Origin of the sequence: Niallia sp. FSL R7-0271 (assembly GCF_038005785.1) — a bacterium.
Taxonomy (GTDB): Bacteria; Bacillota; Bacilli; order Bacillales; family Cytobacillaceae; genus Niallia.
The window spans coordinates 2,185,053-2,211,288 of record NZ_JBBOTZ010000001.1 but is presented as its reverse complement, the minus strand read 5'-3'; the positions used below and the strand labels follow the sequence as shown (position 1 = coordinate 2,211,288).

Genomic DNA, 26,236 nt, shown 5'->3' with positions numbered 1-26,236 from the left:
TTATGAAGCGATTTATGGATGAGGAGACTTTTTTGCTTAATAACAAGTGTGCTAAAGTGCTGTACCATGACTATGCGAAGGATCTGCCTATCATTGATTATCATTGCCATTTAGACCCGAAAGCAATCGCAGAGAACAAACGCTTCAAGAATATAACGGAAATATGGCTTGGCGGCGACCATTATAAATGGCGGGCGATGCGCACATTTGGGATTAATGAAGAGTTAATCACAGGAAGCCGTTCAGACAGTGAAAAATTTAAGGCGTGGGCAGAAACACTTCCCTATACAATCGGCAATCCTCTGCTCCATTGGTCTGCGATGGAAATGAAAAAATACTTTCAGATAGAAGAGCAGCTGTCAGGAGAGAATTGGCAAGAAATTTATGATGCTTGCAACAGACAAATAAGCAGTGAGGCATTCTCCGCACAAAGTCTTATTACAGGATCTAATGTGGAGTGGATTTGTACGACAGATGATCCTGCTGATACTTTGGAGCATCATCAGGCATTATCAAACAGTGCTTTTAGTACAAACGTTACCCCGACATTCAGACCTGACAGACTATTGAGAATTGGCAGAGAGGACTTTCATGAATATGTGCAAACTTTGGAAAAGTCCGCCTGCTTATCCATAAATAGCTTTCACCAGTTTGTCGATGCAATCATGGCTCGGATTATGCATTTTAATGAAAATGGCTGCTTTATTTCAGATCACGCCTTTACAACCATTCCGTTTGCCAAAGCAACGGAAAGTGAAATGGAGGCCATATTTGCGAAAAGACTGAATGGCGGACAGCTGTCAGATTTTGAAGTGGAGCAATATGAAACAGAGCTTATGCTTATATTAGGAAGAAAATATGCGGAGCTTGGATGGACAATGCAGCTGCATATTGGTGCGGCAAGGGACCCTAATACGAAAATGGTAAGAAGACTTGGCTCGGATTCCGGCTTTGATTTTATCGGTGATTGGAATTATGGAGAGAAGCTTTCTAGGCTGTTAAATGAACTAGAGTCAGAGGATGCTTTGCCGAAAACCATTTTGTACAATTTGAATGCTGTACATAATGATGTACTGGCAACATTGGCCGGCTCTTTTCAGGAGGGCGGCATAAAAGGGAAGATTCAGTTTGGAACTGCTTGGTGGTTTAATGATCAAAAAGATGGGATGGAAAAGCAGCTTTCCTCTTTATCTAATTTTGGTCTGTTAAGTACCTTTATCGGCATGCTGACAGATTCCCGCTCTTTTATGTCCTATCCACGCCATGATTATTTCAGGCGTATATTATGCAATCTTATCGGCAATTGGGTAGAACTAGGAGAAGCGCCTAATGATAGGAAGCTACTCGGTAAAATTGTTCAGGATATTTCTTATAATAATGCCGTTAATTTTTTCAGCCTAAGGGATAGAGTAGAAAGAAGACCATAAATAAAGGCTCTTGCTGTTTAGGGCAGCAAGAGCCTTTATTTTAATATAACTTCCTTTTATAAGGAGGCTTTTATATCCTTAATGATATTTGCTTGGCATTTTTGCACAGCTTCAATAACTTGCTGTTCAAATTGCTCGGTAACCCTGTATTTAGGTGTGCTCACACTGATTGCTCCATAGTTTTTTCCGTCAATTGTGACAGATGCACCGACACAAAATACTTCCTCTTCATGTTCGCAGTTATCAAAGGCATAGCCAATATCCCTTATTTTAGCAATTTCGTTGTGAAAGCCTTCCTTCGTAGTAATCGTGTTTTCTGTCATTTTGACAAGCTCGTTGTCTTCGAGATATGAGTCCACCACATCATCGCCTTTATCGGCAAGCACTGCTTTGCCCATTGCAGAACAATACATTGGAATGCTTTTACCTACTTTGGAATAGAGGCAGATTGGATTTTTACTTTCAATTTTAGCAATATATACGATATTGGCTTTATCCTGTATGCCTAGATGGACTGTTTCAGTCGTCTCCTCCTGCAAGACTTCTAAATGGTGCTGGGCAATTTCTTTTATGTCCAGCTGCTCAATCGCCTTGTTTGCATACTTTATAATAGTTGGGCCAAGAGAGAATTTCTTCGTTTCGCTGTCTTTATATACATAGCCAATATAATTAAGTGTTTCGAGTATTTTTAAGGCAGTCGAGTTAGTCAGTTCTGTTTCTTTTGCAATTGTGTATAAAGCTTGTGCTTCTTGGCAGCCAGCTAAGTAGGACAAAATTTTGTCTGCTTTCAGCAAAACCGTTCCATAAAGTTGTTTTTCCATTGTCTTCCTTCCTTTTTCAAAGCTGGAAGGGAAAAAGACAAGACTGTTTTTTCCCTTATCCAAGCATTAGTTGATACTATTGTACACGTTTCGAATGAATTTCGCACTTTCCTCGATATGAGGATCAGCTGTCGACTCCATTAAATAATACATATATGGCTTGTTTTTCTTCAGTACCGAAAACAGCTTTTCGTAATCCAGCATCCCTTTTCCAACAGGAACGGTGGTTATTTTTCCGTCTTCTATCATAAAATCCTTAAGGTGGACAATGGCAATTTGGTCTCCGAATAGCTCTATTGATTCCTGGAACAATTTTTCTTGGGTTTTGTAGTTATCCAAAGTGATGAAGTTGACTGGATCATAAATAACCTGCAAATTATTGGAATAAATAATATCAAGCAATCTTCTCATGCAGTTTGGGGTATGAATGGGATGGTTGATACCACCTTCTATGCCGACAATTACGCCAAATTTTTCGGCTTCAGCAACAAGTTCCTTAACGCTGACAGCAACCTTTTGGAACGCTTCTTCTGTGAAGTTTTCCTCTGTGTATTCTATCACTTCGTTAACATTACCTGTTTCCGTGCCGACGATGCTGCAGCCAAAGTCTCTTGCATAACGGAGATGCTCTTTAAATCTTGTTAATTCCTGGTGTCTAATTTCATGGAGTGGATGAATCATATTAATATAGCATCCGAGAACAGCAATTTGGATGCCAGATTGTGAGAAAGCACGGCTAATATGAGATCCAAGACCAGATGAGAGGCTGCCTCTTTGTATATGTAAATCTGGAAATGATTTTGCTAATGCTAATTGCACAGCAGAAAATCCTTTTGCTGAAGCTTCCTTTGCAAGCCCTTCCAATGAATGGCTGCTCAAATCATGAGCCCTAATACCTAAATTCATCATTTTCCTTTTCCTCCCTCAATTGGATAAATAGATTTCAACAGGCAAAGTTTTCTTTTTTCTTGAATTCGTTTTCAAATACAGCTATAATGAACTTGTGTTTCCAAATAATAAATCGGATTTCCTTATAAGAAATTATACAAGATTATTGACGGAGGTGCAAGATGAATAAAGCGAATACTTTAAGTGTTTTGACAGATTGTGGGGTTGTCGCTGTTATCCGAGCTGATACCCCTGAAGAAGCGGTGCAGACATCCATTGCATGTGTGGACGGCGGAATTACTGGAATAGAAGTGACATTTACTGTCAAGGATGCGGAAAAAGCGATTAGAGAGCTTGTGGAAAGCTACCGAAATAACCAGGAAGTAGTGATTGGTGCAGGAACAGTTTTGGATGGCCATACGGCAAGATTAGCGATAATGGCTGGCGCGCAATTTATAGTCAGTCCTTGCTTTGACAAGGAAACTGCTAAACTATGCAACTTGTATCAAATCCCTTATATGCCAGGCTGCATGACAGTAACAGAAATGAAGCAGGCCCTTGAATATGGTGCTGACATCATCAAGCTGTTTCCAGGCAGCGCTTTTGGACCGGATTATGTAAAGGCAGTAAAAGCTCCCCTTCCGCATGTGAATATTATGCCGACAGGCGGTGTAAGCTTGGAAAATATTCATGAGTGGATTGAAAACGGCTGTGCTGCTGTTGGTGTAGGCGGCAACTTGGTAGCACCAGCTAAAGAGGGCAATTTCGAGCAAGTTACCGCCTATGCAAGGCAGTATGTCGAAAAGGTTAAAGAAGCAAGAGGAAAAGCACAATGACGAAGGTTGTCACGTTAGGAGAAATCATGCTGCGGCTTTCCACAAGTGCAGGTGAACTTTTAACTTCTGCAGATACACTTCAGATGCATTATGGAGGCGGGGAAGCGAATGTCGCTATTGCTCTCTCAGGCTACGGGCATGATACATATTTCGTCAGCAAAGTTCCAGATAATGCATTAGGACGAGGAGTTCAGCGGCATCTTTTGGCAAATGGTGTGTCAACAGCATATTTGCTGCAAGGCGGTGAACGGTTAGGCACATATTATTTGGAAGCAGGCATTGGCGAACGAAGTCCGCGGGTAACTTATGACAGGAAGCATTCTAGTTTTGCCAATCTTTCTGCTAGTGAGTTAAACTTCGAGGAAATCCTTGACGGTGCATCATTATTCCATGTTTCTGGCATAACATTGGCGCTGTCACAAGATTTAAGAGAATTAACTTTGGAAGCTTTAAAAACGGCCAAAAGGAAAGGAATTAAAACCAGCTTCGATTTTAATTACAGAGCAACACTATGGAGTCAAGAAGAGGCCGCAACAGCCATTCTGCCAATCTTGCCTTATGTGGATATTTGTTCATGCGGAGAATTAGACGCAGTTTTTCTTCTCGGCATCAAGGAAGCTGATCATACTCTGTCAAAAGAGGAAAGACTTGTGTATTATTACCGGAAAATCAATGAAATTTTTCCGAATTTGGAGGTAATGGTGTCCACTTTCCGAAACAATATTTCAGCCTCTAGTAATGAACTGCAAGGAAATCTTTATGCAAATGGGACGCTATATCAGTCGAAAGTCCATGATATTCAGCCGATAGTGGACAGGGTTGGTGGCGGGGATGCATTTGCAGCAGGGATTTTAAACGGACTGCTAGAAAAAATGGATTATAAAAAGACAGTAACATTCGCAGCTGCGGCATCTGCCTTAAAACACACAGTTCATGGCGACTGCAGCCAATTTACGAAAGAGGAAGTTCAGAGATTCATAGAATCAGGCTCAGGAAGAATTTCCCGCTAATATCATTTTTTTGTATTGATTCATAAAAACATTTTAAGGAGCGATTGAAAATGACAGAATTAGATACTCGTTATGCTATCCACCCTGAGGACATGAAAAAATATACGACGGAAGATTTGAGAAACCATTTTCTCGTTGAGACTATCTTCACACCAGGTCAAGTTTGCCTAACGTATACTCATAATGACCGCATGATTTTTGGCGGGGTAACTCCAGCGCAATCAGAATTGACTATAACCCTCGATAAAGAACTAGGAGTCGAATATTTCTTAGAGCGCCGTGAGCTTGGTATCATTAATATTGGCGGTAATGGTTCTGTCACGTTAGATGGAGAAGTATATGACATGCAAAAAAGAGATGGTCTGTATGTCGGAAAAGGAACTAGAGAAGTAATTTTCCGTTCAGATGATCCGGAAAATCCAGCAAAATTTTATATCAATTCAACACCTGCACATCATCAATATCCAACTGTTAAAATTGATATTAATAAAATTGAGCCTCTGCAAGCGGGAGAGCCTGGAACACTTAACGAACGTCGAATCTATCAATATGTGCATCCTAATGTTTGCGAAAGCTGCCAGCTGCAAATGGGCTTGACGATGTTGTCACCTGGAAGTGTCTGGAACACGATGCCATGCCATACACATGAAAGAAGAATGGAAGTATACCTGTATTTCGATATGGAGCCGCAAACTCGTGTGTTCCATTTTATGGGGCAGCCTTCAGAAACTAGACATTTAGTTATGAGTAATGAGCAAGCAGCTATTTCGCCAAGCTGGTCCATCCATACTGGAACAGCAACAAACAATTATACATTTATTTGGGGAATGTGCGGGGAAAACATCACGTATACGGATATGGACCATGTAAAAATGGAAGATTTGCGCTGATAAAACCAAAACGATGCGAAAAATAGGAGGAAATGATAATGACGACGCAATTTGATCAATTTTCTTTAGATTATTTTAAGCTGGACGGAAAAGTGGCTATTGTAACAGGCGGAAATACAGGTTTAGGACAGGGCTATGCAGTTGCTCTTGCAAAAGCAGGAGCTGATGTATTCATTGTTACCCATAACGATGACTGGGACGAAACAAAGGAACTGCTTGAGAAGGAAGGCAGAAAGGCAGTTTTTCATAAAGCTGACTTGACTGACAGAGCACAAGCAAAGGCATCCATTGAAGCATGTCAAGAAGCGTTTGGTAAAATTGATATTTTAGTCAATAATGCAGGAACAATAAGACGTGCCCCGCTGCTTGAGTATTCTGAAGAAGATTGGGATGCAGTTATGGACATTAACTTGAACGCTGTCTACTTCTTGAGCCAGGCTGCAGCAAAAATCATGAAGGAGCAAGGCGGCGGAAAAATTATCAATGTTGCGTCCATGCTGTCATTCCAAGGAGGCAAGTTCGTTCCGCCTTACACAGCAAGCAAGCATGGAGTCGCTGGTATTACAAAAGCATTTGCTAATGAACTGGCTGAATATAATATCCAGATTAATGCTATCGCTCCAGGCTATATCAAAACAGCCAATACAGCACCAATTCGGGCTGATGAAAAGCGAAATGCGGAAATCTTATCGCGCATACCTGCTAATCGCTGGGCAGATCCAGCAGATTTGATGGGCGTTATCGTTTTCTTGGCAAGCAAAGCTTCCGACTATATGAACGGCCATATTTTAGCAGTTGATGGCGGCTGGTTAGCAAGATAACAACAAAAAAAAAGACATTTTTCAATCTGTGCTTTGAAAAATGTCTTTTTTGTTTTGTATAGAATTCGTAAAAAAAGGTATTCGATACAGTGATAAAGAATACATGTTAAGTGGGTTTTACCTGCAGAACACGTAATAAAATGACTTGGACAAAATAATTGGCATAAGAAAGAGGTATATATTTAACAAATGGCTATAAAAAGTCTTAATCATCTATTGTTTTCTGTCTCTGATTTAGAGAAGTCAATTGCTTTTTACCAAGATGTGTTTGATGCAAAACTGCTCGTCAAAGGCAGAACGACAGCCTATTTTGACTTGAATGGTATGTGGATTGCTTTAAATGTAGAAAAAGATATTCCCCGAACAGAAATCGAAGCATCTTATACCCATATCGCTTTTTCTATCGAAGAAGATGAATTGGACACGATGTATAAAAAGCTAACAGAGTTAAATGTAACAATTCTGTCTGGTCGACCTCGGGATGAAAAAGATAAAAACTCCATCTATTTTATTGATCCAGATGGTCATAAGTTTGAATTTCATACAGGTACATTACAGGATAGATTAAATTATTATAAAGAGCATAAACAGCATATGAAATTTTATGATTAAGGAAGAGAAGCATATGCAAAGTTGCCGGATTTAAAAAGGAAACAGTCAGGTGCCGAAAAAAGCCGCAACAGTTTTTTACTTAGAAGAGCTGAAACAAATGGGAGAATGATAGTCATGGAGTTCAATAAATTACATTCCAATACCTATTGGTTTTGGGATATATCGAGACAAACACACTGATATAAGGAGGTAGGATATAATATGACAAAAAAATGGGCTTTTGTATCTGATTTCGATGGAACAATATCAAAAAAGGATTTTTATTGGATTGTTATTGATCAGTATTTTCCTGAGGGTAAGGAACTTTATAAGGAATGGAAAAACGGGGCTATCAAGGATATTGATTTCTTAAGCACTGTTTTTTCCGCTATTCACCAGGATGAGGACCAAATCATTCGCGATGTTCACGGTATCCCGATTGATGAGCATGTGCCAGCATTTGTGAAAGCCGTCCAGCAAAGCGGAGGGGACTTTTATATATTGAGTGCGGGAACAGATTATTACATAAAGCATATTGTGGAGAAGTATAGATTAGAGCAGGTGATTATTCTTTCTAATGAAGGTGTGTTTAAGGATAGAAATATACACTTGAATATTAATAAAGAGGATTGGAAGTATTCCGAACGGTACGGAATTGACAAGTCCATCGTTATTCAAAAGCTTAAAAGACAATATGACAAAGTTTACTTTTGCTGGAGACAGTGAGCCAGATTCCCATCCGGCTGCATTTGCTGATATTACTTTCGCAAGGGATGTGCTGAAGGACCTGCTTACAGAAAGAGGAATAAACTTTATCCCGTTTGATTCTTTTAAGGAAATTGAAGCAGAACTTGTAAAAACTGGTGATATCAAAGTGAAATAATAATTAAAAGTTAAGGTAATGTAAAGATATTGTTAATATCATGTATTTATGATGTAAATACAATATGATGGTGTTACTAAAGTGTAGAAAGGGGTGAGCTTTTGTTTAAAAAGTTTATTCGTAAAATCCAAGAATTTTCGGGAAGCCACAGTGATCGTCACAGACACAGAAGATACAGCAGCAGTCGCCGCAGATACAATCGCAGCAGCAGCAGTTCTGGCAGAAGAAAATACGACAGATACGGCGGCAGCCACCGTTACAAGCGTAAAAGCTATAGCAGCAGCTAACTAAAAACTCTTGCTCTATTAAAGGAGCAAGAGTTTCTTTATTGTCCGGTCAAGATCCTCCCGTATACTTGGTACATCCGGATAGCCCTCATCAATGCCAAGCAGCTTTTTTAAAAGCTCTACAGTGGCATCATTTAGGACAAGCTCATCAAGCCAGCTTCCCTTTCTTTTCCGCTTACCCGTATAGGTAGAGTACAGTAAAAAAAGAAGGCATTCTCCAATATCGTAAAAGTCATCCTGTTTTCGCTCAAGCGCTGCTTTTGAATCGCTGACTTTTTTGGCAAGCCCAAAGTCTATTAAATACAGATTATCTCCTTTTAATAGAATATTAGGTGGACGGATATCATCATGAAATATATGTTCCTTATGCAAATAATCAACAGCTGTTAACAGCTTGTCAATAAGCTTCAATGCTTCTAATTCGGAAAAGGTCTGCTTTTGATAAAAAAGCAAATCTTCTATATTTAAACCTTCTACATACTCCATTATATAAAAAGCTTCCTTGTCTGAGTGAATGGTATCAACCAAACGGGGAATTTGCTTATGGTGAAGACTAGCTAGTAAATCTATCTCAGAGAGGAAGCGCTGCCGCTCCTTTAACTTCAAAGCTTTACTTGGACGCAATTGTTTTGCTACATATTGTTGGCCAGTTTTTATATTTGTGCATTTGTAAATGATTCCATATCCACCCATACCAACACATTTATCAATTTTATAAGTATCGCCAAGAAAAGCACCTTTCTCTAACGGGCGGTCATATATCCATTTCAATAGAAACTTCCAATTCATTCCTACACATCCTAAGAGCTAATATTTAAGATTATTGTAGCAAATTACTCACAGTGATGATATTAGAAAGTAATTAGCAGGTTATTGGATTTTTTTAGGAATAGCAAGCTTTAAACTCTAATAAGATACATTAAAGGAGATAAGAAGGTGATACATTGGACAGTTATTTGATTTCACATTTTCTATTTTACGGGCTCATCTTTGCAGCATTTTTTTTCTCCTGGAGAATTGGCAAGAATATGCTTAAAAAGAAGGGGATTATAGCTGCAATCACCGCATCAATCTTGGCAAGCACCATCATTTTAACCATTTGCGGGGCAATTTGGCATCAAATTGTACCAGATTTAATCGGCAAGGGGATTATCCTGTTTATTTATAGTTTGGCCATTGCAGCAGGAAATGTACTCGTTATTAGTCTTTTACTCTATAAAAAGAGCAGTCAAAAGGGTTGAGTTCTTTTTACCAGGCTGCCAACAAAATGAAAAAGCATTGTCAAGATATGGCAATGCTTTATCATGCAAAAAATTACCGAAAAAGAAATAGGCAACCTAAAATTTATATGCTATACTTTTTCTTTTATGCATAATACATAAAAAAATTTTCAAAAAAGAATGTTTTTTTCCTGTTCATATAGAATATATAGGACATGGTTTTGTATAAACAATCATGTAATATAGAAGTGGTTGTTTGCTAACATCAGAGAAAGAGAGTGTGAAGAATAATCATGGAGGAACAAAAATTAGCGAGAGGATTAAAGAACAGACATGTTCAGCTGATTGCCATCGGTGGTGCAATCGGAACAGGATTATTTCTTGGTTCAGGGAAGTCTATCCACCTAGCAGGACCATCTATTTTATTTGCCTACATCATTACAGGCATCATCTGTTTTTTAATTATGAGAGCTTTAGGAGAATTGCTTCTTTCTAATTTGGAGTATCATTCGTTTGTTGATTTTGTACAAGATTATCTTGGCAGCATGGCTGCATTTATAACGGGCTGGACCTATTGGTTTTGCTGGATTACAATCGCGATGGCAGACTTAACAGCAGTCGGATTGTACACACAATACTGGTTTCCCACTGTACCGCAATGGGTGCCAGGTTTAATATTGCTTGTAATTCTTCTATGTATGAACTTAGCAACAGTTAAGCTTTTCGGAGAAATGGAGTTTTGGTTTGCGCTAGTTAAGGTAATTGCCATACTCGCATTAATTGTTGTCGGTTTATTTATGATCTTTAAAGGAATCACAACAGATGCTGGCCCATCAGGTTTCTCTAACTTATGGAGTCATGGCGGCATGTTCCCGAACGGTATGAATGGATTTATTCTATCCTTCCAAATGGTTGTATTTGCCTTTGTTGGAATTGAGCTTGTCGGATTGACTGCTGGAGAAACGGAAAAGCCAGAAGAAGTTCTACCGAAAGCAATCAACAGTATTCCAATCAGGATCTTGATATTCTATGTTGGGGCATTGCTTGTTATCATGGGGATTTATCCTTGGAATGCCATTAATCCAGCAGAAAGCCCGTTTGTTCAAGTGTTCTTGACAGTTGGAATTGCAGCAGCAGCCGGAGTAGTCAACTTTGTTGTCCTTACATCTGCAGCTTCAGCATGTAACAGTGCCATCTTTAGTACAAGCAGAATGGTATTCTCATTAGCAAAAAATGAAAACGCACCTGCACCAATGACTAAGCTGACAAAAAGACGTGTGCCAGCAAATGCACTATACTTTTCATTAGTCGTTATATTAGTGGCTGTTGTCTTAAACTATGTTATGCCTGAAGATGTATTTACATTGATTACGAGTATTTCAACTGTTTGCTTCCTATTCATATGGGCAATCATCGTCATTTGCCATATGTTGTATCGAAAAAGAAAGCCGGAATTGGCGAAAGGGAACCCATTTAAAATGCCCCTTTACCCAGCAGCTAACTATGTTATTCTAGCATTTTTGGCATTTATTTTAGTTGTCCTAGGTTTTGCAGAGGATACTAGAATCGCATTATTTGTGACACCAGTATGGTTTATTCTATTGATTGTCATTTATCAATTCCGTAAAAAAGCAGCTAAGTAAAAGAAGGAGAAAAGGCAGCGGATCGCTGCCTTTTCTAATTTTTACGGAAACTTTACAATAAAATAAAGTTTATCTTGACGTTCGGACAAACTTCCATTATTATAAATACATCAAGCAAGTAGAGCTGATAAATTAGTAGATTCATACATATTAAGATCCGATAGTTCAGCGGGAGAATACATCCTTGACAGGGATGGGGTCGGGGGTTCGAATCCCTCTCGGATCATCAAGAAGAGATCACTTTCCATAGAGGAAGTGGTCTTTTTTTGCGTTTTTTTAGTAATAAACGTCTAATCCTTCGCTATTTTTGATTAGACGTTTGCTGTCTTGTAATCAAGCTTTTAGTATTGCATGTTCTGCCCAGCCAATGATATTACCATTTACTCCGAATATTCTGCTATCCTAGCGCCGCCGAGTTTATATAACAACAGAAGTTGTTGGGCCATAAAAACAGGAGTCTCCATATAATCATTTTTTATCCAATACTTAGTCACACCAAATTGTGCAGAAGTAACATAACTAAGATAGATTTGTTGAGGTACTAATAAGTCAATGTCTCCCTCGGGATGAACGGTTGTTAAACCTTTTACTGTTTTTTCATAGAATATTTCTTGGAGTTTTTCGGAAAAAATTAATGGACCATTTTTTCCAAGCATAACAGTATAAAAATCTTTATGTTTATAAATATTTGTTAAGATTCCTTTGAATATCTCTTCTAATGTTTTGAGACTAAATGATTCTTTAGCTTCATTATGTATTTCAATTGCCTTTTCTAGATCATCCAGTACCTCTTTTATACTTTGTTCTAGTAAATCGAATTTATCTTTATAATGAGCATAAAATGTGGCGCGATTAATATCCGCCTTTTTTGTGATATCACTTACAGAAATAGAGTCAGCTCCCTTTGTTTGCAATAGGGAAAGATATGCACAAATAATAGCTTTCTTCGTTTTTGTAATTCTTCTATCTACCTTTTCCATTCGTACTCCTACTTTCGAATTATTTTTCCTATTTATAAAACGGTATGCAAAAATATGTTGCTTAAAATACATTTTTACCCATTTTAATGGTTTTATTTGGATGAAGTAGTTTGTAAAATTAATATACACATTGAATTATAACATACAGTGTGTTGGATATGTGTTTAAACAAGGAGGGAAATGGATTGAGTAAATTACATGTTTTAATTGCTGGTGGGGGTATCGGGGGATTATGTTTAGCCCAAGCGCTAAAGAAGGCTGGAATACGATTTTCAGTATTTGAACGAGAAGATGATGTAGCAAAATCTGGTTACCGCTTGCATATGAATATGGATGGTGGTGAAGCATTAAAAAAATGCTTGCCAGAAAATCTATACCAACTATATATACAAACATCTAGAAAAAATCCTCGCCGTGAAATGGCTGTCTTGATTGATGAGCAGTTAAAGGAAGTAGGAGTTCGCCCTCATATTGGCGCTCCCAATGATAAAGATTTTCCGCACACTGCTGTAAATAGAAGAACTTTATGTCAAATATTACTTAGTGGTCTAGAAGAAGATGTTTATTTTAACAAGAGAATAGTAGGGTTTGATCAAGATGAAGAGGAAGTGCGTGCCTATTTAGAAGATGGGACAGTGGTGCGGGGAGACATCCTTGTTGCTGCTGATGGCATAAATTCAGCTGTCCGAACTCAATTGCTGCCTGGAGTTTCACCGGTGGATACTGGTGCAAGAGCATTTTACTCGAAGTCACCTTTAACTAGTGAGCTAAGGGAGATTCTGCCAGAGGTTTTATTTGATGGTTTTACAAGTGTAATGGATGATAAGGAAATATTTATGGCAATTGGTCCATATGAAGCCAGACGACCAGTAATAGAGGCTGCCAAAGAATTGGCACCTCATTCAATCTTTGAACCTGTAGATGATTACATAATGATAACTTTAAATGTTTCAGCAAGGCACTTGAGCTTAACGGACGAAGAGCTTCGACAGTCTAATTCTAAGGTTTATCATGAAATCATGCTAAATTTTACGAAGAATTGGCATCCCGTTTTAAAAGGCTTAGTTGAACGATTACAACCAGAGACAGTTTCCCTCTTATCTGTTAGGTCTATTAATCCGATAGACCCTTGGCCAACAAGCCGCGTCACTTTACTCGGTGATGCTATTCACGCTATGCCGCCAAGCTTTGGAGCAGGTTGTAACCTAGCTTTAAGAGATGCCAGTATACTAGCAGAGCAAATAGTGGAAATTGAAAAACAGAATAAAGAATGGAAAAATGCGATATCTCACTACGAAGAAGAGATGCGTTTACACGATTACCCAATCTTTGAGATGTCCTCAAACATAGACTTAGCAAGAAAATTTAATCCTGTGTATAAATAATTAATCATCATTCCTATCCTGTTGTTTTCTAAAAAAAGAGCAATAGGATAGGAATGGAAAAGTAGGAGTGGATAATGGATACCTATCAATTAATTTCAGAAGAAGCAAAGAAGAAATTGCTGATTATTTTAGCATGTTCGCTCGTGTTTACATCCATGAGTGCCACTATGTTTAATGTTGCCTTGCCAGCAATAACAAAGGAGCTTTTCCTGACTTCCTCACAATCAAGTTGGATTGTGACAAGCTATATGATTGTTTATGCCCTTGGCTCGGTATCTTACGGAAAACTAGCTGATAAATATAAGTTAAAGAACTTGATAACAATAGGGATATTACTTTTTTCGCTAGGATCTTTATTAGGATTTCTCTCTAGTAGCTTTCCCTTGATTATTATTTCAAGAGTTATGCAAGCTATGGGTGCATCTGTGTTTCCTGCGTCTGCGATGATTATTCCTGCTCGTTATTTTTCACCAGAAACACGCGGCAGAGCGTTAGGGATGACATCAGCTGGTTTATCTTTTGGGGTTGCGATAGGCCCGATTATTTCAGGGGTTTTAACAACTGCTTTCCATTGGCACTATCTGTTTGCTTTATGTATTCTGCCAATCGTCTTTATCCCTTTATTTAGGAGTACGCTTGATAATCAATCAGGAAGTGATATTAAATTAGATTGGGTAGGAGCTATCCTTCTAGGGGGAATGGTTACCTTACTTTTACTAGGAATTTCGTCAAACCAAATGTTTTACTTCTTATTTGTTATCCTATTCGTTATTTTATTAATGTGGAGAATTAGGAAAGCAAAGGACCCTTTTATAAGAGGAGAATTATTTAAAAATAAAAAGTACACAATAATTCTTGTCTTATTTGCACTAAGCTCTGGTATTGGATTTGCTTTACCGTACTTAACGCCGCTATTTCTTTCAGATGTTTATCATATTAATGCTTTTACAAGTGGTCTTATAATGTTTCCAGGTGCCGCATTAACAGCACTGTTATCCAAAAGAGGAGGATCGCTTGCCGATAAAAGGGGCGCATCCTTTTTAGGATATATAGCAGTAACCGCCTATTTTGTTTGTTTTATTAATTTAATATGGCTAGTCGGAAAATCTCCCTATTTCATTATGGTAATTCTCGTGTTTGGCTATATTGCGCAGTCTTTCTTCCAAATGACCCTTGCAAATATGGTGTCACACGTATTGCCAAAAGCGGAAACTGGAGTAGGTATGGGGCTGTTTATGCTGACAAACTTTATCGCAAGCTCCATTGCAACGACTTTAATGGGAACGTCTATTACTAGAGGCACAAGCTTTCTTAGCTTAAATATGTTTAACTTGGCAAATCGGGCAGCTGTTTATAGTGATATTTATCTCATGCTTACAGTGATTGTAGTTGTGATGTTTTGTATCTTTGTTTTTACTGTTGGTAAGAAAACTTATAGTAGAAATCTAAAAGAAAATGTATAAGTTTTTTAAAATAAATAAGGAGAGAGTAAACTTAGATGTAAATTCTTTGTTAACTTGAATATAACTAGATACTAACAATAGGCACTTTCTTTGGAGATAATATATCTCAAGAAAGTGCCTATTTTGTTTATGAGCAAGATTTCTAGTAAATCAACGCAAATTTTTAAGAAATCATTTAATTAATAAACAATTCAACTTGATTTTTGGTATAGTAAAGATAAAGGTTGTTTAATAATGCAACAGAAGGTGATGTTAAAATGAAGGTTTTGGCGATTGCCCCCTATGAGGGGTTAAAAGAATTAATCATAGAATTAGGACGTAATCAAGATTTTGAGATACATGTAGAGGTTGGAGATTTAGAGAAAGGAGTTAAGCTTGCCAGCCGCGCAGCTGAACAAGGGTTTGATATTATTATTAGCCGCGGGGGGACAGCAGAACTCATCCAAAAGAAAGTATCCATTCCTGTTATTGAAATTGAAGTTTCCGGATATGACATGCTCCGAGTGTTAACCCTTGTAAAAGACTATCCTGGTAAGGCTGCAATTGTTGGCTTTCCGCCGATATCGGAAGGAGCAGCAACAGTTTGCCAACTACTTGAAATGGATATTTCCCCGTTTGTTATTTCTAAGGAGGAGGAAGTACAGCCAACGTTAAAGCAGTTGCTGAAAAAAGGATATGAAGTCATTATTGGTGATGCCATTACTGTGAAGGAAGCAGAAAATCTTGGATTAAATGGAGTATTAATTACGTCTGGAAAAGAAAGCATCTTAAAGGCTTTTCAAAATGCAAAAAAAATACACCATTATTTTTCCATACTAAGAAGAAAATTATCGATTGCCGAACAAATTCTTCAAGAAGAAGATGGCTTTGTTGTGTTTGATGCAAAGTTTAATAGTGTCTACTCTAATACATGTTTCACTGAACAATTAAAAAAAACCTTTAAAGCTTCTGTCGAAATCGAGGAGGCAGTGACAGAAGTTATTTCAAAAGGTGAATATTCCTCTCTAATTGAAAGTGATAATGTCTTTTGGAAGGTAAAGGGGACCGAATTGGAAGGATTTGAACTTCCGCTAGTTTTGTTCCGGTTACAAAGAGTGACATCTACTCAAAAAAAGCTTTCTGATGGTATAACCATTATTTCTTCAGTGATGAATTCCAGCCCGATTAAATCTTCTTTTATAAAAAATAACCAGATGAAAAAGATTATTCAATCAGCTGAAAAATTTAGTGATAAAAAGGAATCGATCTGGATCAGCGGTGAAAAAGGGACAGGGAAGGGGAAATTAGCTCATTATATCCATTTCCATCGTTCCAAACATACTTTACCCCTGCTGACAATAAATTGTTCTCTTGTAAATGAAGAACAATGGAAATGGTTGTTGGAGGATGAAGGTCTGCTTGCCTCCAATGAGAATGGAACTATTTTTCTCAAAAATATCGATACCATTTCTTTATCGATTCAAAAGGATCTATTGTCTTTTCTTATAAAACATAACCTGAAGTCGCCTATTATTGCATCATCAAGAGAGAGTATTTTGACCATGATTGAAACTGGTGCGTTCTCAAGTGATTTATATTTTTTGCTGGCCCGACTGACATTAACTCTTCCGCCGTTATCAAAGCGAAAAGAAGATATTGATCATCTCGCTCGTATTTTTATTAATGAAACGAATACAAAATACGGCAAACAAATTGCAGGGATTCGGAATGAAGCTATTGAGGAATTAGAGAATTATAGCTGGCCAGGAAACATAACTCAATTGAAACAAGTGATAAATGAAACGGTGCTGTTAGCAAATGGACCTTTTATTGAAAAAGAAGATATAAGTCATATTTTAAATACAAAGTTAAAAGAAACGGAAATGGCTCAGCTAAACCTAATAGGTACGTTAGAGGAAATAGAACAGAGAATTATCAGGCAGGTTTGGCAGGAAGAAGGTATGAACCAAACTAAAACAGCTGAGAGGCTGGGCATTAACCGAACAACTTTATGGCGAAAATTGAAGGAATTGTAAATAAAAACATCGAAACTGTTTCAAAATTAAACAGTTTTGATGTTTTTATTATTTTATTTAAGATAAATATTGTGAAAATAAACAATATAATCTATAATTCAACATGTAAGCGTTCTTATAACTGTTTAAAAAATAAACAATTGAATTGGAAGGTGGAAGGATATGGAGCTAAAAGGGATTATTCCAGCTATGTTGACTCCATTAACGATAGAACAAAAAGTCAACGATTCTGTTACAAGACAATTAACAAACCATTTGCTTGATTCAGGTGTACATGGGCTTTTCATTCTTGGGACAAACGGGGAATTTCACCTGCTGAATAAGGAAGAAAAATTAACATTTGCCAAAATTGTCATGGAGGAAGCAAATGGAAGAGTACCTGTAATCGTTGGTACAGGCGGTAATAGTACAGAGGAAACGATTGATTTATCACAAAAAATGGAGCAGTTGGGCGCTGATGCTTTGTCCGTGATTACTCCGTTCTTTATATCGCCATCCCAAGCGGAAATGGCTGTTCACTTTGAAAAGGTAGCAAAGAGTACTTCCTTGCCGATTCTACTGTACAATATCCCGGCTAGAACAGGGGTTAATCTTGAGCCAGAAACTGTTTCACGACTAGCTAAAGTACCGAATATTGTCGGAATCAAAGATAGCAGCGGCAACTTTGCCAACATTGAGAATTACATTAATGCAACAAAGGATGAAGATTTTTCGGTTTTTGCTGGTACAGATTCTTTAATACTCCAAACCTTACAAGCTGGTGGAAAAGGAGCAGTTGCTGCGACAGCCAATATGGTTCCGGATGTAGTAGTTGCAATTTACGACAAATGGTTAGAAGGAAATATAGAAGCGGCGAAGGAAAATCAAGAAAAGCTACAGCCTCTTCGTGACACCTTTAAACATGGTACCTTGCCTTCTGTATTAAAGAAAGCGGTAGAACTTTACAGTGTTCCAGTAGGTCCACCAAAAATGCCTGTATCTGAAGTATCAGGAGATGCGCTAGAAATAGTCACTGAAATGGTGGAATGGTATAAACAACGAAAAGAATCGATTGTTAAATAACGATAGTAAAACACAATCATAATGAAATTAGAAAGGTGGATGGAAATGCAAACGATTTATCAATTTCAAACTGCGCAAAATATTGTCGCAGGTCCAAACTCACTTCAGTTGCTTGGAGAAAAATTAAACCTACTAGGAGTAGAGGTGAAATCAGCACTGATTATTACACAGCCGCCGATGGTGGATTTAGGTTTTGTTGAACAAATAGCCAATCCGTTAAAAGAGAAAGGAATATCTGTTGATACTAATACAAATATTTTACCTGAACCAACATTAGAAAATATTGAACAAGTTTTTGAAGCAACGGCAAGTAATAATTATGATGTATTAATTGGTATTGGCGGGGGAAGTGTTCTTGATACAACAAAAATTCTCTCTGTGTTAAAAACAAATGATGCATCTGTTGAGCAGCTATTGGGGACTGACCTTGTGGCGAATCCAGGAGTTCCGACAATTTTAATTCCAACCACTTCCGGAACTGGTGCTGAAGTTACACCAAATGCAATCGTTACCCTACCTGACCAAGAATTAAAGGTTGGTATTGTAAGTAAGTATTTACTTCCGACACTAGTTATCCTTGATCCTGTGCTCACTTTAAAATTACCTAAGCTAATCACGGCTGCAACAGGAATGGATGCTTTTACTCATTCTTTAGAATCCTTTATTTCAACAAAGGCAAATCCAATCAGTGATATGTTTGCATTAGAGTCAATCCGTTTAATCTCTTCCAGCATTGTGGAAGCTTATCAAAATGGAGAATCAATAGATGCAAGAGAAAAAATGCTGGTAGGGTCTATGTATGGGGGGATGGCTTTAACAAGTGCAGGAACAGCAGCCGTACATGCTTTGGCCTATCCTTTAGGCGGAAAATATAAAATTCCTCATGGTGTGGCAAATTCTATGCTCCTTCCACATGTCATGAAATACAATATGGATGCAATAACGGACCGATTGGCTTTAGTTGCTGAACCTATGGGAATCAGTACTGAAGGTCTTTCCAATAGCCAAGTGGCAGAAAAAGTTGTCGAAAAAATCGTTGAGTGGACCAATGTGTTAGAAATCCCTCAAGATCTTAAAAGCTATGGTGTTAAAGAGGAAGAATTGCCGGAAATATCTGTATCAGCTTCACAAGTCACCCGTTTGTTAAATAATAATCCAAAAAAATTAAGTGTAGCAGATATTGAAGCGATTTATCGCCAGCTGCTATAATGCTAGATTATGAGAATATCAGTTATTTCGGATGATTTAACGGGAGCAAGTGATTGTGGAGGGCAGCTTATTCGTTTCGGTTTAAAGGTGTCCGTAATGGTGCAGGAACATTCTGAAAAAATGAGTGACTATGACGCAGTTATTTACAATACAGACAGCCGCTCTGTTACCGGGCATGAGGCTTATGAAAGCGTGAAAAAGGTATGTGACACGATAAAATCAGATCCAGTAGACGTAATCTATAAAAAGATTGATTCGACCATGAGAGGGAATATTGGGGAGGAAATCAATGCCATCTTTGATTCTTTTTCCCCGGATTTCGTGATCATTGCTCCTGCCTTTCCAGTGAATGGGCGTAAAGTCATCAATGGGATTCATTATCTAAATTCTGTTAAATTGGAGAATACCGAGGTGGCAAAGGATCCAAAAACACCTGTCCGGGATTCAGAGATTAAAAGATTGATAGAAAATCAATCAAAGCGGAAGGTAGAGCATATTACCTTTCAAGAGATTCATCAAGGGCATGACACTATCATGGAAAAATTGGTTTCCTGTAAGAACAATCAGATCTCTTATATTACAGTTGATTCTGCGCAAGAGTCTGATTTGGAAAAACTTGTCGAATTGATTCACCAGACTGATTTCTCCGTCGTTTGGGTTGGTTCTGCTGGTCTAATGAATTATTTACCGGAGATTTACGGGATGAAACAAGTCGAAAAAACGCTTCCTCTGCCTATCCATACTGAACCTGTTCTCTTAGTTGTTGGCAGTGTTAGTGAAACAGGCAGAATCCAGCTGCAGCATCTTTTGAACAATTCGGAAACGGTTGGACTGGAAATGAATTCGGCTAAAGTCTTACAGGACGAAGAATTAAAGGCAATGGAATTAATGCGAATTCTGTCTGAGGCTAAAGAGGCTTTATTTCAAGGGAAAAATGTAGTTTTATACTCTTCGAATAATGTGAATGAAACCCGTAACATTGGCGAGCAACTGGGATATGATGCTGTTAAAATTAGCAATATTATTTCCATGAGATTAGGTGAATTAGCAGCAGAAATCATCTCTATTCATGATCTAAAATATTTATTTTTAACTGGTGGAGATACTGCTCAGCAAGTTTTCCTACAATTAAATGCAAAAGAATTTATATTACTGGATGAAGTAGAATCTGGTATCCCGCTTGGCCGGGTATCCACTGATAAAGAATTTTTTATAGTTACAAAGGCTGGGAACTTTGGCTCAAAGGAAGTCATGTTAAAAGCACTTTATAAACTTCATGGGAGGGATTATGATGAAGCCGATTATAGGGATTACCATGGGCGACGCCGCAGGAGTGGGATCTGAGATTATCGTGAAAGCATTAGGCCATCCAGCTGTGTACGAAATATGCAGACCAGTTGTGATTGGGGACGCGAAAATGATTGAAAGAGCCATTCGTATTACTCAAGCACCATTAACTGTAGCAGCAGTTGCATCTGTCACTGATAGCAAATTTGAATTCGGTACAATTGACTGTATGGATCTGGATTTACTACCTGCTGACTTGCCTTTTGGAGAATTGTCGCCACAAGCAGGAGATGCAGCCTTTCAATATTTAAAGACAGCTGTTGAATTGGCAAAGAATAAAGAGATACAATCAATCTGTACCGCACCATTAAATAAAGAAGCGCTTCACAAGGGAGGACATCTATTTCCAGGACATACCGAAATTCTTGCAGAATTAACGGAAACGGTGGATTATTCGATGATGTTATCTTCACCTAAATTGAAAGTGATTCATTTGACCACACATGTTGGTCTGATTAAAGCAGTTCAGTCGATTACACCAGAACGAACGTATAAAGTAGTAAAGCTTGCTCATGAAACATTAACACGTGCAGGTTATACAAATCCAAGAATTGCGGTTTGCGGAATCAATCCACATGCAGGTGAAAATGGCTTGTTTGGTGAAGGGGAAGAGGAAGAAAAACTAGTTCCGGGAATTGAGCAAGCAAGTGCTGAGGGAATAAATGTAAGCGGTCCCCACCCTGCTGATACCGTGTTTTTCCGTGCAGTTCGTGGTGATTTTGATTTGGTCGTCGCCTGTTATCATGATCAAGGCCATGTGCCAATAAAAGTATTAGGATTAGAAGAGGGTGTTAATATAACGGTTGGTTTAAATGGCGGAGTTATTCGTACCTCTGTAGATCATGGTACTGCATTTGATATTGCCGGAAAAAATATAGCTGATGAAAGAAGTATGCTCGCAGCCATCCAATCTGCCGCTGAATTGTCGCCAAAAGAAGTTTGCAAATAAGAATTTGATACCTATTAATTAGTACAAGGGGACTTAAAGTGTAATTTCCTCAAGTAAATGGCTTTATTTTAATTTTTAGCAACTAGGAAATTTTAAGTTCCCCATATGGTATCGATACAAAATTCAATAGAACAGTGTATGTAAATATGTAACCCCTTACTTATGGTGGATAATAGTCTGGTAGAGAACTTTTAAAGGGTACCTGCATAGCAAATACTGTTTATCCTAGAAGAGCGGATATTAAAATAGAAATTTAATTAAAAAGATAAGGTGATTAGTATGGGTAATAATAAATTAGTAATAAATGAGTCCATTCCAAACGGTAAATTATATCATGATGCTTATACAAATATTGATTTTTCTCTCATTCCATCAGGGCCTTTTTCAACAGCACATGCACCAACTATTATTAAGCTAGACGATGGAGATTTATTATGTGCATGGTTTGCAGGTTCGTTTGAAGGCAGTCCTGATATTTCCATAGTATTATCGAAATTTAATCATGATACGCTAGAGTGGAAGGAACCGAAAATTATTTCGCAAGATGATACTCGCAGTGAGCAAAACCCATCATTCTTCCAAGCACCTGATTCATCAGTATGGTTAATCTATACATCTCAGGAAGGTCGCCAACCAGATAAAGATAATATGCAGTTTACATCCATTATTAAATATCAGAAAACATACGACAATGGTGAAAATTGGACAAAACCAGAAGTATTGTTCAGCCAGCAAGGGACATTTGCTCGACAAGCTATTCAAGTATTAAGTAATGGTAGATGGATATTCAGCACATGGGTTTGTGAGGATTCAGAATTAGGACTTACAAACGATCCTACAGTATTTCAAGTGTCAGATGATGAAGGATTAACATGGAAAGAAGTACGCATGCCTGACAGTAACGGACGAGTACATGCTAATGTTATAGAATTAGCAGATGGCCATTTAGTGGCATTTATGAGAAGTAGATTTGCTGATTATATTTATAGAAGTGAATCAACAGATTATGGAGATTCTTGGACAGTGCCTGAGCCAACCATCTTACCAAATAATAATTCAAGTATAAGTGCAATCAAACTTGATAACAATGCCATCGCAATTGCCTATAATGCAAACTCAGCTCAAAACCCTGAAAAAGGCAAAGTAGCATGGCCTGGATTAAGAAACCCAGTAGTCGTGTCTGTGTCTGAAGATGGCGGAAATACTTGGCCTATCGGTCGAATTATTGAACATGCAGAAGGTTTCATCGGAGCAGAGAATAAAACGAATAATTCACAATTTGAATATCCTACGATTTATCAAGATGCAAAAGGGATTTTACATTTAGTCTACGCTTATAAAAATAGAATATGTGTCAAATATAACAGTTTTTCAATTCAAGATATCTATGGTGAAAAACGGGAAAATGAAGGAGTTTACAATCCTACATCGGGAGAAATAAGTTAGATTGGTAGTTTCCTTTCTATACAGGCTTAAATTAGTCCCTTACCTAATAAGTGAACAGAGTAGGGGACTGATATAAAAGGAGAATGTTTTTTCCGTTTGTTTGTAAGCGTAAACATAATAGGTTAGTATCAATACCGCTGTAACTCCCTGACAGGAGCTTAAGACTTTAACGCCGACTAAGATTGTTAAACATCTTAGCAGGTTTCTACATGCTATTGTTTTTCCAATATAGGAAAAGGTACTTGGTCAAGACTGCTCTAATCAGACTATTTGAGGTTGACGTTTAAGCTCTTTATGCTGATAAGACAGAGAATAACCCCAGTATGAATGGCATTACTTGATGCAAACATCTGATGGTGCATTTCATCTGCCTAGCTATCTTAACCTTGAGAAATATGTTCGCATCACCGAGCAGAATTTGGTGTGCAGAAATAAGCAGCTGTTTAAGGCAGACTTAGAGACCTTGATAGTTTGAAATATAAGCATACTGTCATTATTTAAGAGAGGAGAAACAAAAAATGACAATGGAAATGATTCTTGCCCTTGGAATTTTGATTCTGATGATTGTCATGATCATGTCAGATAAATTTGCCTTCGGCGCACCACCAATCCTGGCCTCCCTTCTGCTAGTAGTCACCGGTTTGTCTACTGTTCAGGAGGCTTTCGCCGGCTTCGTAAATCCAAGCGTTATCATGGTTGCTGGTTTTATGGTTGTTATGGCAGGACTAATGAAGACTAGCTTGATTAGTAAGGTTCAATCTTCTATGCTCAAATTAGTGAATAAGGGCGGTTATAAAAGCTATGCTTTTTTACTAGTAGTAGTTATGCTTGGGGCTAGTTTAGCAGGTACCGGTTCTACTGGTTACTATGTACTAATTCTATCGTTGATAGCTACAATCCCTTATAATAAAAAAATGCCTACGTCCAAACTGATGATGCCTTTAGGATTTGCTACTAACCATCCTTTACTCCCTTTCAATGTAGCTCTCTTATATGGTGTTACGGTAAGCGTACTGGAAACAGCAGGTTATACTGGCGGGATTTCTATGTCAAAATTTGCTGTAGTGAATTTTATTTTGGCTATTGGTTTCTTAGCATGGAGTTTGATTGCTTATCGCCTTTTACCAGATCATCCGATTACAGAAGATTCTGGATATAGTGAAGTCGCGGTTACGACAGAAATTGTATCGATGCCTTCATGGAAAGAATACAGTACCATCGCAGCATTTATCCTAAGTGTAATTGGTATGATGCTTATGAATGTGTTGGGCAATGCCGCCTATGTAATTCCTGGCCTTGCAGGAGCATTTTTACTAATAATTAACGTGCTTGACTTCAAGGAAGTCCGCGATAATATGGGTGCACCTGTAATTCTTATGATGGCTGGCGTTATCGGCGTTGCTGACGCTTTGGCTAACTCTGGATTTACAGCAATGATTGGTGACTTTGTGGCGAATTCATTGGGTACAGATATTCATCCATTCCTTCTTATCTTTATTTTCGCACTTCTAACTAGTACTTGTGCTACTTTTACTGGTTCAAATATGGGTGCTGTATACATCTTTGCACCTATCGCTATTGCAACGAGCATTAGTTTGGGACTTAATCCTGCTGCGGCCGCAATTGCAGTTGTAGTATCTGGATGGAACGGCGGATATATGCCAGTCGATGGTATGCCTGCGATGATCTTAGGAATGGGTAAATATAAGCTTCCACAGTTCTGGTTATTTACAGTACCTATGTATCTAATTCGTATCTTTGCACTATGTGTCGGTGCTATTCTTATGTTCCCTGTAAACTGATATGGCATAAGTTGGAATTGAGAAGAAAAGAAGCGATAGAATTATATTTAAATTGTGAATGTTAAAGAGCGCCATTGTTTGAAAGCGGATTCAACATATTTGTGAAAATGTCTAAACCTAGGATGCATATGGGATTAGACATTTTTTATTATATAGAAAAGGAGCATTTCGGCTTTCTTCTACAAAAGAAACTTTCGCTTTTACAACAAAAGAGAAGTTTAACCGGTATAGTCATTTAGATATAATAAGTTAATAAGTAAATATTCGAAAGGAAGATGACTATGATATATATCGCTCTTCTTCGCGGGATAAATGTTGGTGGAAAAAATAAAATGGACATGAAGCTGCTTAAACAGACTTTTGAACAAGCAGGGATGAATGATGTGGTCACATATATCAATACAGGAAATATCATTTTTTCATCGATAAGCACTTCAAAAACGGATTTATCACGCATTTTGGAGGAAGCGATTCACTCTGATTTCGGATTGAAAATTAATGTATTAATATGCAGCTTTGATGACTTCAAAGCAATCATTCATTCTATTCCAGACGCTTGGAGAAATGACAAAGACATGAAAAGTGATGTATTGTTTTTATGGGATGAAATCGATGATGAATCTGTACTAAAAAACCTAGTTATCAAACCAGATATTGACAGAGTGGTATATGTTCCCGGTGCCATTTTATGGTCCGCAGAAAAGAAAAATATAAGTAAAAGCGGAATGGTAAAAATCGTTGGTTCAAAGTTATATAAACAGGTTACTGTTAGAAATGTCAACACCGCTCGGAAGATATATGAACTATTGCAACAAAACAGTTAGTTAGCAGATGATCAAGTTACATTGATTATTCAAGATTTTTATGTTGGAAAAGACATATCTTGGATACGAACAAAGAAACGGTTCAAAAAAAGATGAACCGCTTCTTTCCTGCCTATTCATTGCTGTTTAAGTAGTTATGCAGAGATTTTTCATAGATTATACTTAGTTAATCTTCTTGCAGCAATTCCTCTATAAAAATAATAGCAACATCATAAGACTCCATTTCAGTGATATTTATTCCTCTGTCAGTGGCAACATGTGCTGCAAATTGATCCCATTCTTCTAAGGTTTTAACTTTGTCTAAGACATCTTTAACTTCTTCATGCTGTCCTTGACCAACATAATCCACTAGTCGGTTTTTATCCCATTTCTCGCCAAATATGCTTGCTAAATAATCATATAAATTCATCCTTTTCCTCCTTTTTTAAATCTTTCTT

The 26,236-nt window shown here is 37.8% G+C and carries 24 protein-coding genes, 1 tRNA gene and 1 pseudogene; 21 read left to right on the top strand and 5 right to left on the bottom strand.

Annotated elements, in window-relative coordinates; translation table 11 throughout:
* Window positions 1-2 precede the first annotated feature (2 nt).
* Window positions 3-1,427 (top strand): glucuronate isomerase, encoded by a 1,425-nt coding sequence (uxaC, locus tag MKX82_RS11295; RefSeq protein WP_341077208.1) that lies wholly within the window; start codon window positions 3-5, stop codon window positions 1,425-1,427.
* A 56-nt stretch (window positions 1,428-1,483) separates the two neighbouring features.
* On the opposite strand, the gene MKX82_RS11290 is transcribed toward uxaC, so the two are convergent.
* Together MKX82_RS11290 and MKX82_RS11285 are read right to left on the bottom strand one after the other, a co-directional pair.
* Complete coding sequence (locus MKX82_RS11290; RefSeq protein ID WP_341077206.1) at window positions 1,484-2,248, bottom strand: IclR family transcriptional regulator; 765 nt, start codon at window positions 2,246-2,248, stop codon at window positions 1,484-1,486.
* A gap of 66 nt (window positions 2,249-2,314) precedes the next feature.
* Window positions 2,315-3,157: a sugar phosphate isomerase/epimerase family protein gene (locus MKX82_RS11285; protein ID WP_311315896.1), complete on the bottom strand. Its 843-nt coding sequence runs from the start codon at window positions 3,155-3,157 to the stop codon at window positions 2,315-2,317.
* A gap of 161 nt (window positions 3,158-3,318) precedes the next feature.
* On the opposite strand from MKX82_RS11285, the gene MKX82_RS11280 reads away from it, so the two are divergent.
* From MKX82_RS11280 to MKX82_RS11250, 7 genes and pseudogenes are all read left to right on the top strand, one after another.
* Entirely contained in the window at window positions 3,319-3,972 is a 654-nt protein-coding gene (locus MKX82_RS11280; protein ID WP_341077205.1) for a bifunctional 4-hydroxy-2-oxoglutarate aldolase/2-dehydro-3-deoxy-phosphogluconate aldolase, read from the top strand.
* Window positions 3,969-4,982: a sugar kinase gene (locus MKX82_RS11275; protein WP_341077203.1), complete on the top strand. Its 1,014-nt coding sequence runs from the start codon at window positions 3,969-3,971 to the stop codon at window positions 4,980-4,982. The genes MKX82_RS11280 and MKX82_RS11275 overlap by 4 nt, the downstream gene beginning before the upstream one ends.
* Window positions 4,983-5,032: 50 nt before the next feature.
* On the top strand, window positions 5,033-5,872 hold the full coding sequence (gene kduI, locus MKX82_RS11270) for a 5-dehydro-4-deoxy-D-glucuronate isomerase (protein WP_233313619.1): 840 nt from the start codon (window positions 5,033-5,035) through the stop codon (window positions 5,870-5,872).
* A gap of 38 nt (window positions 5,873-5,910) precedes the next feature.
* Window positions 5,911-6,693: a 2-dehydro-3-deoxy-D-gluconate 5-dehydrogenase KduD gene (gene kduD, locus MKX82_RS11265; protein ID WP_233313620.1), complete on the top strand. Its 783-nt coding sequence runs from the start codon at window positions 5,911-5,913 to the stop codon at window positions 6,691-6,693.
* A 189-nt stretch (window positions 6,694-6,882) separates the two neighbouring features.
* Complete coding sequence (gene fosM / locus MKX82_RS11260; RefSeq protein ID WP_251645565.1) at window positions 6,883-7,305, top strand: FosM family fosfomycin resistance protein; 423 nt, start codon at window positions 6,883-6,885, stop codon at window positions 7,303-7,305.
* A 201-nt stretch (window positions 7,306-7,506) separates the two neighbouring features.
* Window positions 7,507-8,167 (top strand): annotated as a pseudogene (locus MKX82_RS11255) (MtnX-like HAD-IB family phosphatase).
* A gap of 150 nt (window positions 8,168-8,317) precedes the next feature.
* Window positions 8,318-8,458, top strand: a complete 141-nt coding sequence (locus tag MKX82_RS11250; protein WP_233313623.1) for a hypothetical protein — start codon at window positions 8,318-8,320, stop codon at window positions 8,456-8,458.
* A gap of 14 nt (window positions 8,459-8,472) precedes the next feature.
* Here MKX82_RS11250 and MKX82_RS11245 read toward each other — a convergent pair whose 3' ends face one another.
* Window positions 8,473-9,243, bottom strand: a complete 771-nt coding sequence (locus MKX82_RS11245) for a serine/threonine protein kinase (protein WP_341077197.1) — start codon at window positions 9,241-9,243, stop codon at window positions 8,473-8,475.
* A 155-nt stretch (window positions 9,244-9,398) separates the two neighbouring features.
* On the opposite strand from MKX82_RS11245, the gene MKX82_RS11240 reads away from it, so the two are divergent.
* The 3 genes from MKX82_RS11240 (at window position 9,399) to MKX82_RS11230 (ending at window position 11,543) form a co-directional block, all read left to right on the top strand.
* Window positions 9,399-9,695 (top strand): hypothetical protein, encoded by a 297-nt coding sequence (locus MKX82_RS11240; protein WP_233313625.1) that lies wholly within the window; start codon window positions 9,399-9,401, stop codon window positions 9,693-9,695.
* 272 nt (window positions 9,696-9,967) lie between these two features.
* Window positions 9,968-11,317, top strand: coding sequence for an amino acid permease (locus tag MKX82_RS11235; RefSeq protein ID WP_233313626.1), 1,350 nt, complete (start codon window positions 9,968-9,970; stop codon window positions 11,315-11,317).
* Between the two features lie 154 nt (window positions 11,318-11,471).
* Window positions 11,472-11,543: transfer RNA gene (locus MKX82_RS11230), tRNA-Val, on the top strand.
* 154 nt (window positions 11,544-11,697) lie between these two features.
* Here MKX82_RS11230 and MKX82_RS11225 read toward each other — a convergent pair.
* Complete coding sequence (locus tag MKX82_RS11225; RefSeq protein WP_341077191.1) at window positions 11,698-12,297, bottom strand: TetR/AcrR family transcriptional regulator; 600 nt, start codon at window positions 12,295-12,297, stop codon at window positions 11,698-11,700.
* 185 nt (window positions 12,298-12,482) lie between these two features.
* Between MKX82_RS11225 and MKX82_RS11220 the strand changes: the two genes are divergently transcribed.
* The 10 genes from MKX82_RS11220 (at window position 12,483) to MKX82_RS11175 (ending at window position 25,799) form a co-directional block, all read left to right on the top strand.
* Entirely contained in the window at window positions 12,483-13,682 is a 1,200-nt protein-coding gene (locus tag MKX82_RS11220) for an FAD-dependent oxidoreductase (protein ID WP_341077188.1), read from the top strand.
* A 74-nt stretch (window positions 13,683-13,756) separates the two neighbouring features.
* A complete protein-coding gene (locus MKX82_RS11215) occupies window positions 13,757-15,145 on the top strand; it encodes an MFS transporter (protein ID WP_341077186.1) in 1,389 nt (462 codons plus the stop codon).
* A gap of 257 nt (window positions 15,146-15,402) precedes the next feature.
* Window positions 15,403-17,160 carry a sigma-54-dependent Fis family transcriptional regulator gene (locus MKX82_RS11210; RefSeq protein WP_341077184.1) on the top strand — a complete coding sequence of 586 codons (1,758 nt, stop codon included), beginning with the start codon at window positions 15,403-15,405 and terminating at the stop codon, window positions 17,158-17,160.
* A gap of 162 nt (window positions 17,161-17,322) precedes the next feature.
* A complete protein-coding gene (gene dapA, locus MKX82_RS11205; protein ID WP_341077181.1) occupies window positions 17,323-18,222 on the top strand; it encodes a 4-hydroxy-tetrahydrodipicolinate synthase in 900 nt (299 codons plus the stop codon).
* 45 nt (window positions 18,223-18,267) lie between these two features.
* The gene (locus MKX82_RS11200) at window positions 18,268-19,431 is read left to right on the top strand and encodes an iron-containing alcohol dehydrogenase (RefSeq protein WP_341079515.1); all 1,164 of its coding nucleotides are present in this window, start codon (window positions 18,268-18,270) and stop codon (window positions 19,429-19,431) included.
* A 9-nt stretch (window positions 19,432-19,440) separates the two neighbouring features.
* Window positions 19,441-20,775, top strand: a complete 1,335-nt coding sequence (locus MKX82_RS11195) for a four-carbon acid sugar kinase family protein (RefSeq protein WP_251645596.1) — start codon at window positions 19,441-19,443, stop codon at window positions 20,773-20,775.
* Window positions 20,723-21,727: a 4-hydroxythreonine-4-phosphate dehydrogenase PdxA gene (pdxA, locus tag MKX82_RS11190; protein WP_341079511.1), complete on the top strand. Its 1,005-nt coding sequence runs from the start codon at window positions 20,723-20,725 to the stop codon at window positions 21,725-21,727. Before MKX82_RS11195 ends, pdxA begins: the two co-directional genes overlap by 53 nt.
* Window positions 21,728-22,006: 279 nt before the next feature.
* Window positions 22,007-23,173: a sialidase family protein gene (locus MKX82_RS11185; RefSeq protein WP_341077179.1), complete on the top strand. Its 1,167-nt coding sequence runs from the start codon at window positions 22,007-22,009 to the stop codon at window positions 23,171-23,173.
* A 518-nt stretch (window positions 23,174-23,691) separates the two neighbouring features.
* Window positions 23,692-24,975 carry an SLC13 family permease gene (locus tag MKX82_RS11180; RefSeq protein WP_341077176.1) on the top strand — a complete coding sequence of 428 codons (1,284 nt, stop codon included), beginning with the start codon at window positions 23,692-23,694 and terminating at the stop codon, window positions 24,973-24,975.
* 281 nt (window positions 24,976-25,256) lie between these two features.
* Window positions 25,257-25,799: a DUF1697 domain-containing protein gene (locus tag MKX82_RS11175; protein ID WP_341077175.1), complete on the top strand. Its 543-nt coding sequence runs from the start codon at window positions 25,257-25,259 to the stop codon at window positions 25,797-25,799.
* A 166-nt stretch (window positions 25,800-25,965) separates the two neighbouring features.
* Here MKX82_RS11175 and MKX82_RS11170 read toward each other — a convergent pair whose 3' ends face one another.
* Entirely contained in the window at window positions 25,966-26,208 is a 243-nt protein-coding gene (locus MKX82_RS11170; RefSeq protein ID WP_341077173.1) for a hypothetical protein, read from the bottom strand.
* Between the last annotated feature and the right edge of the window lie 28 nt (window positions 26,209-26,236).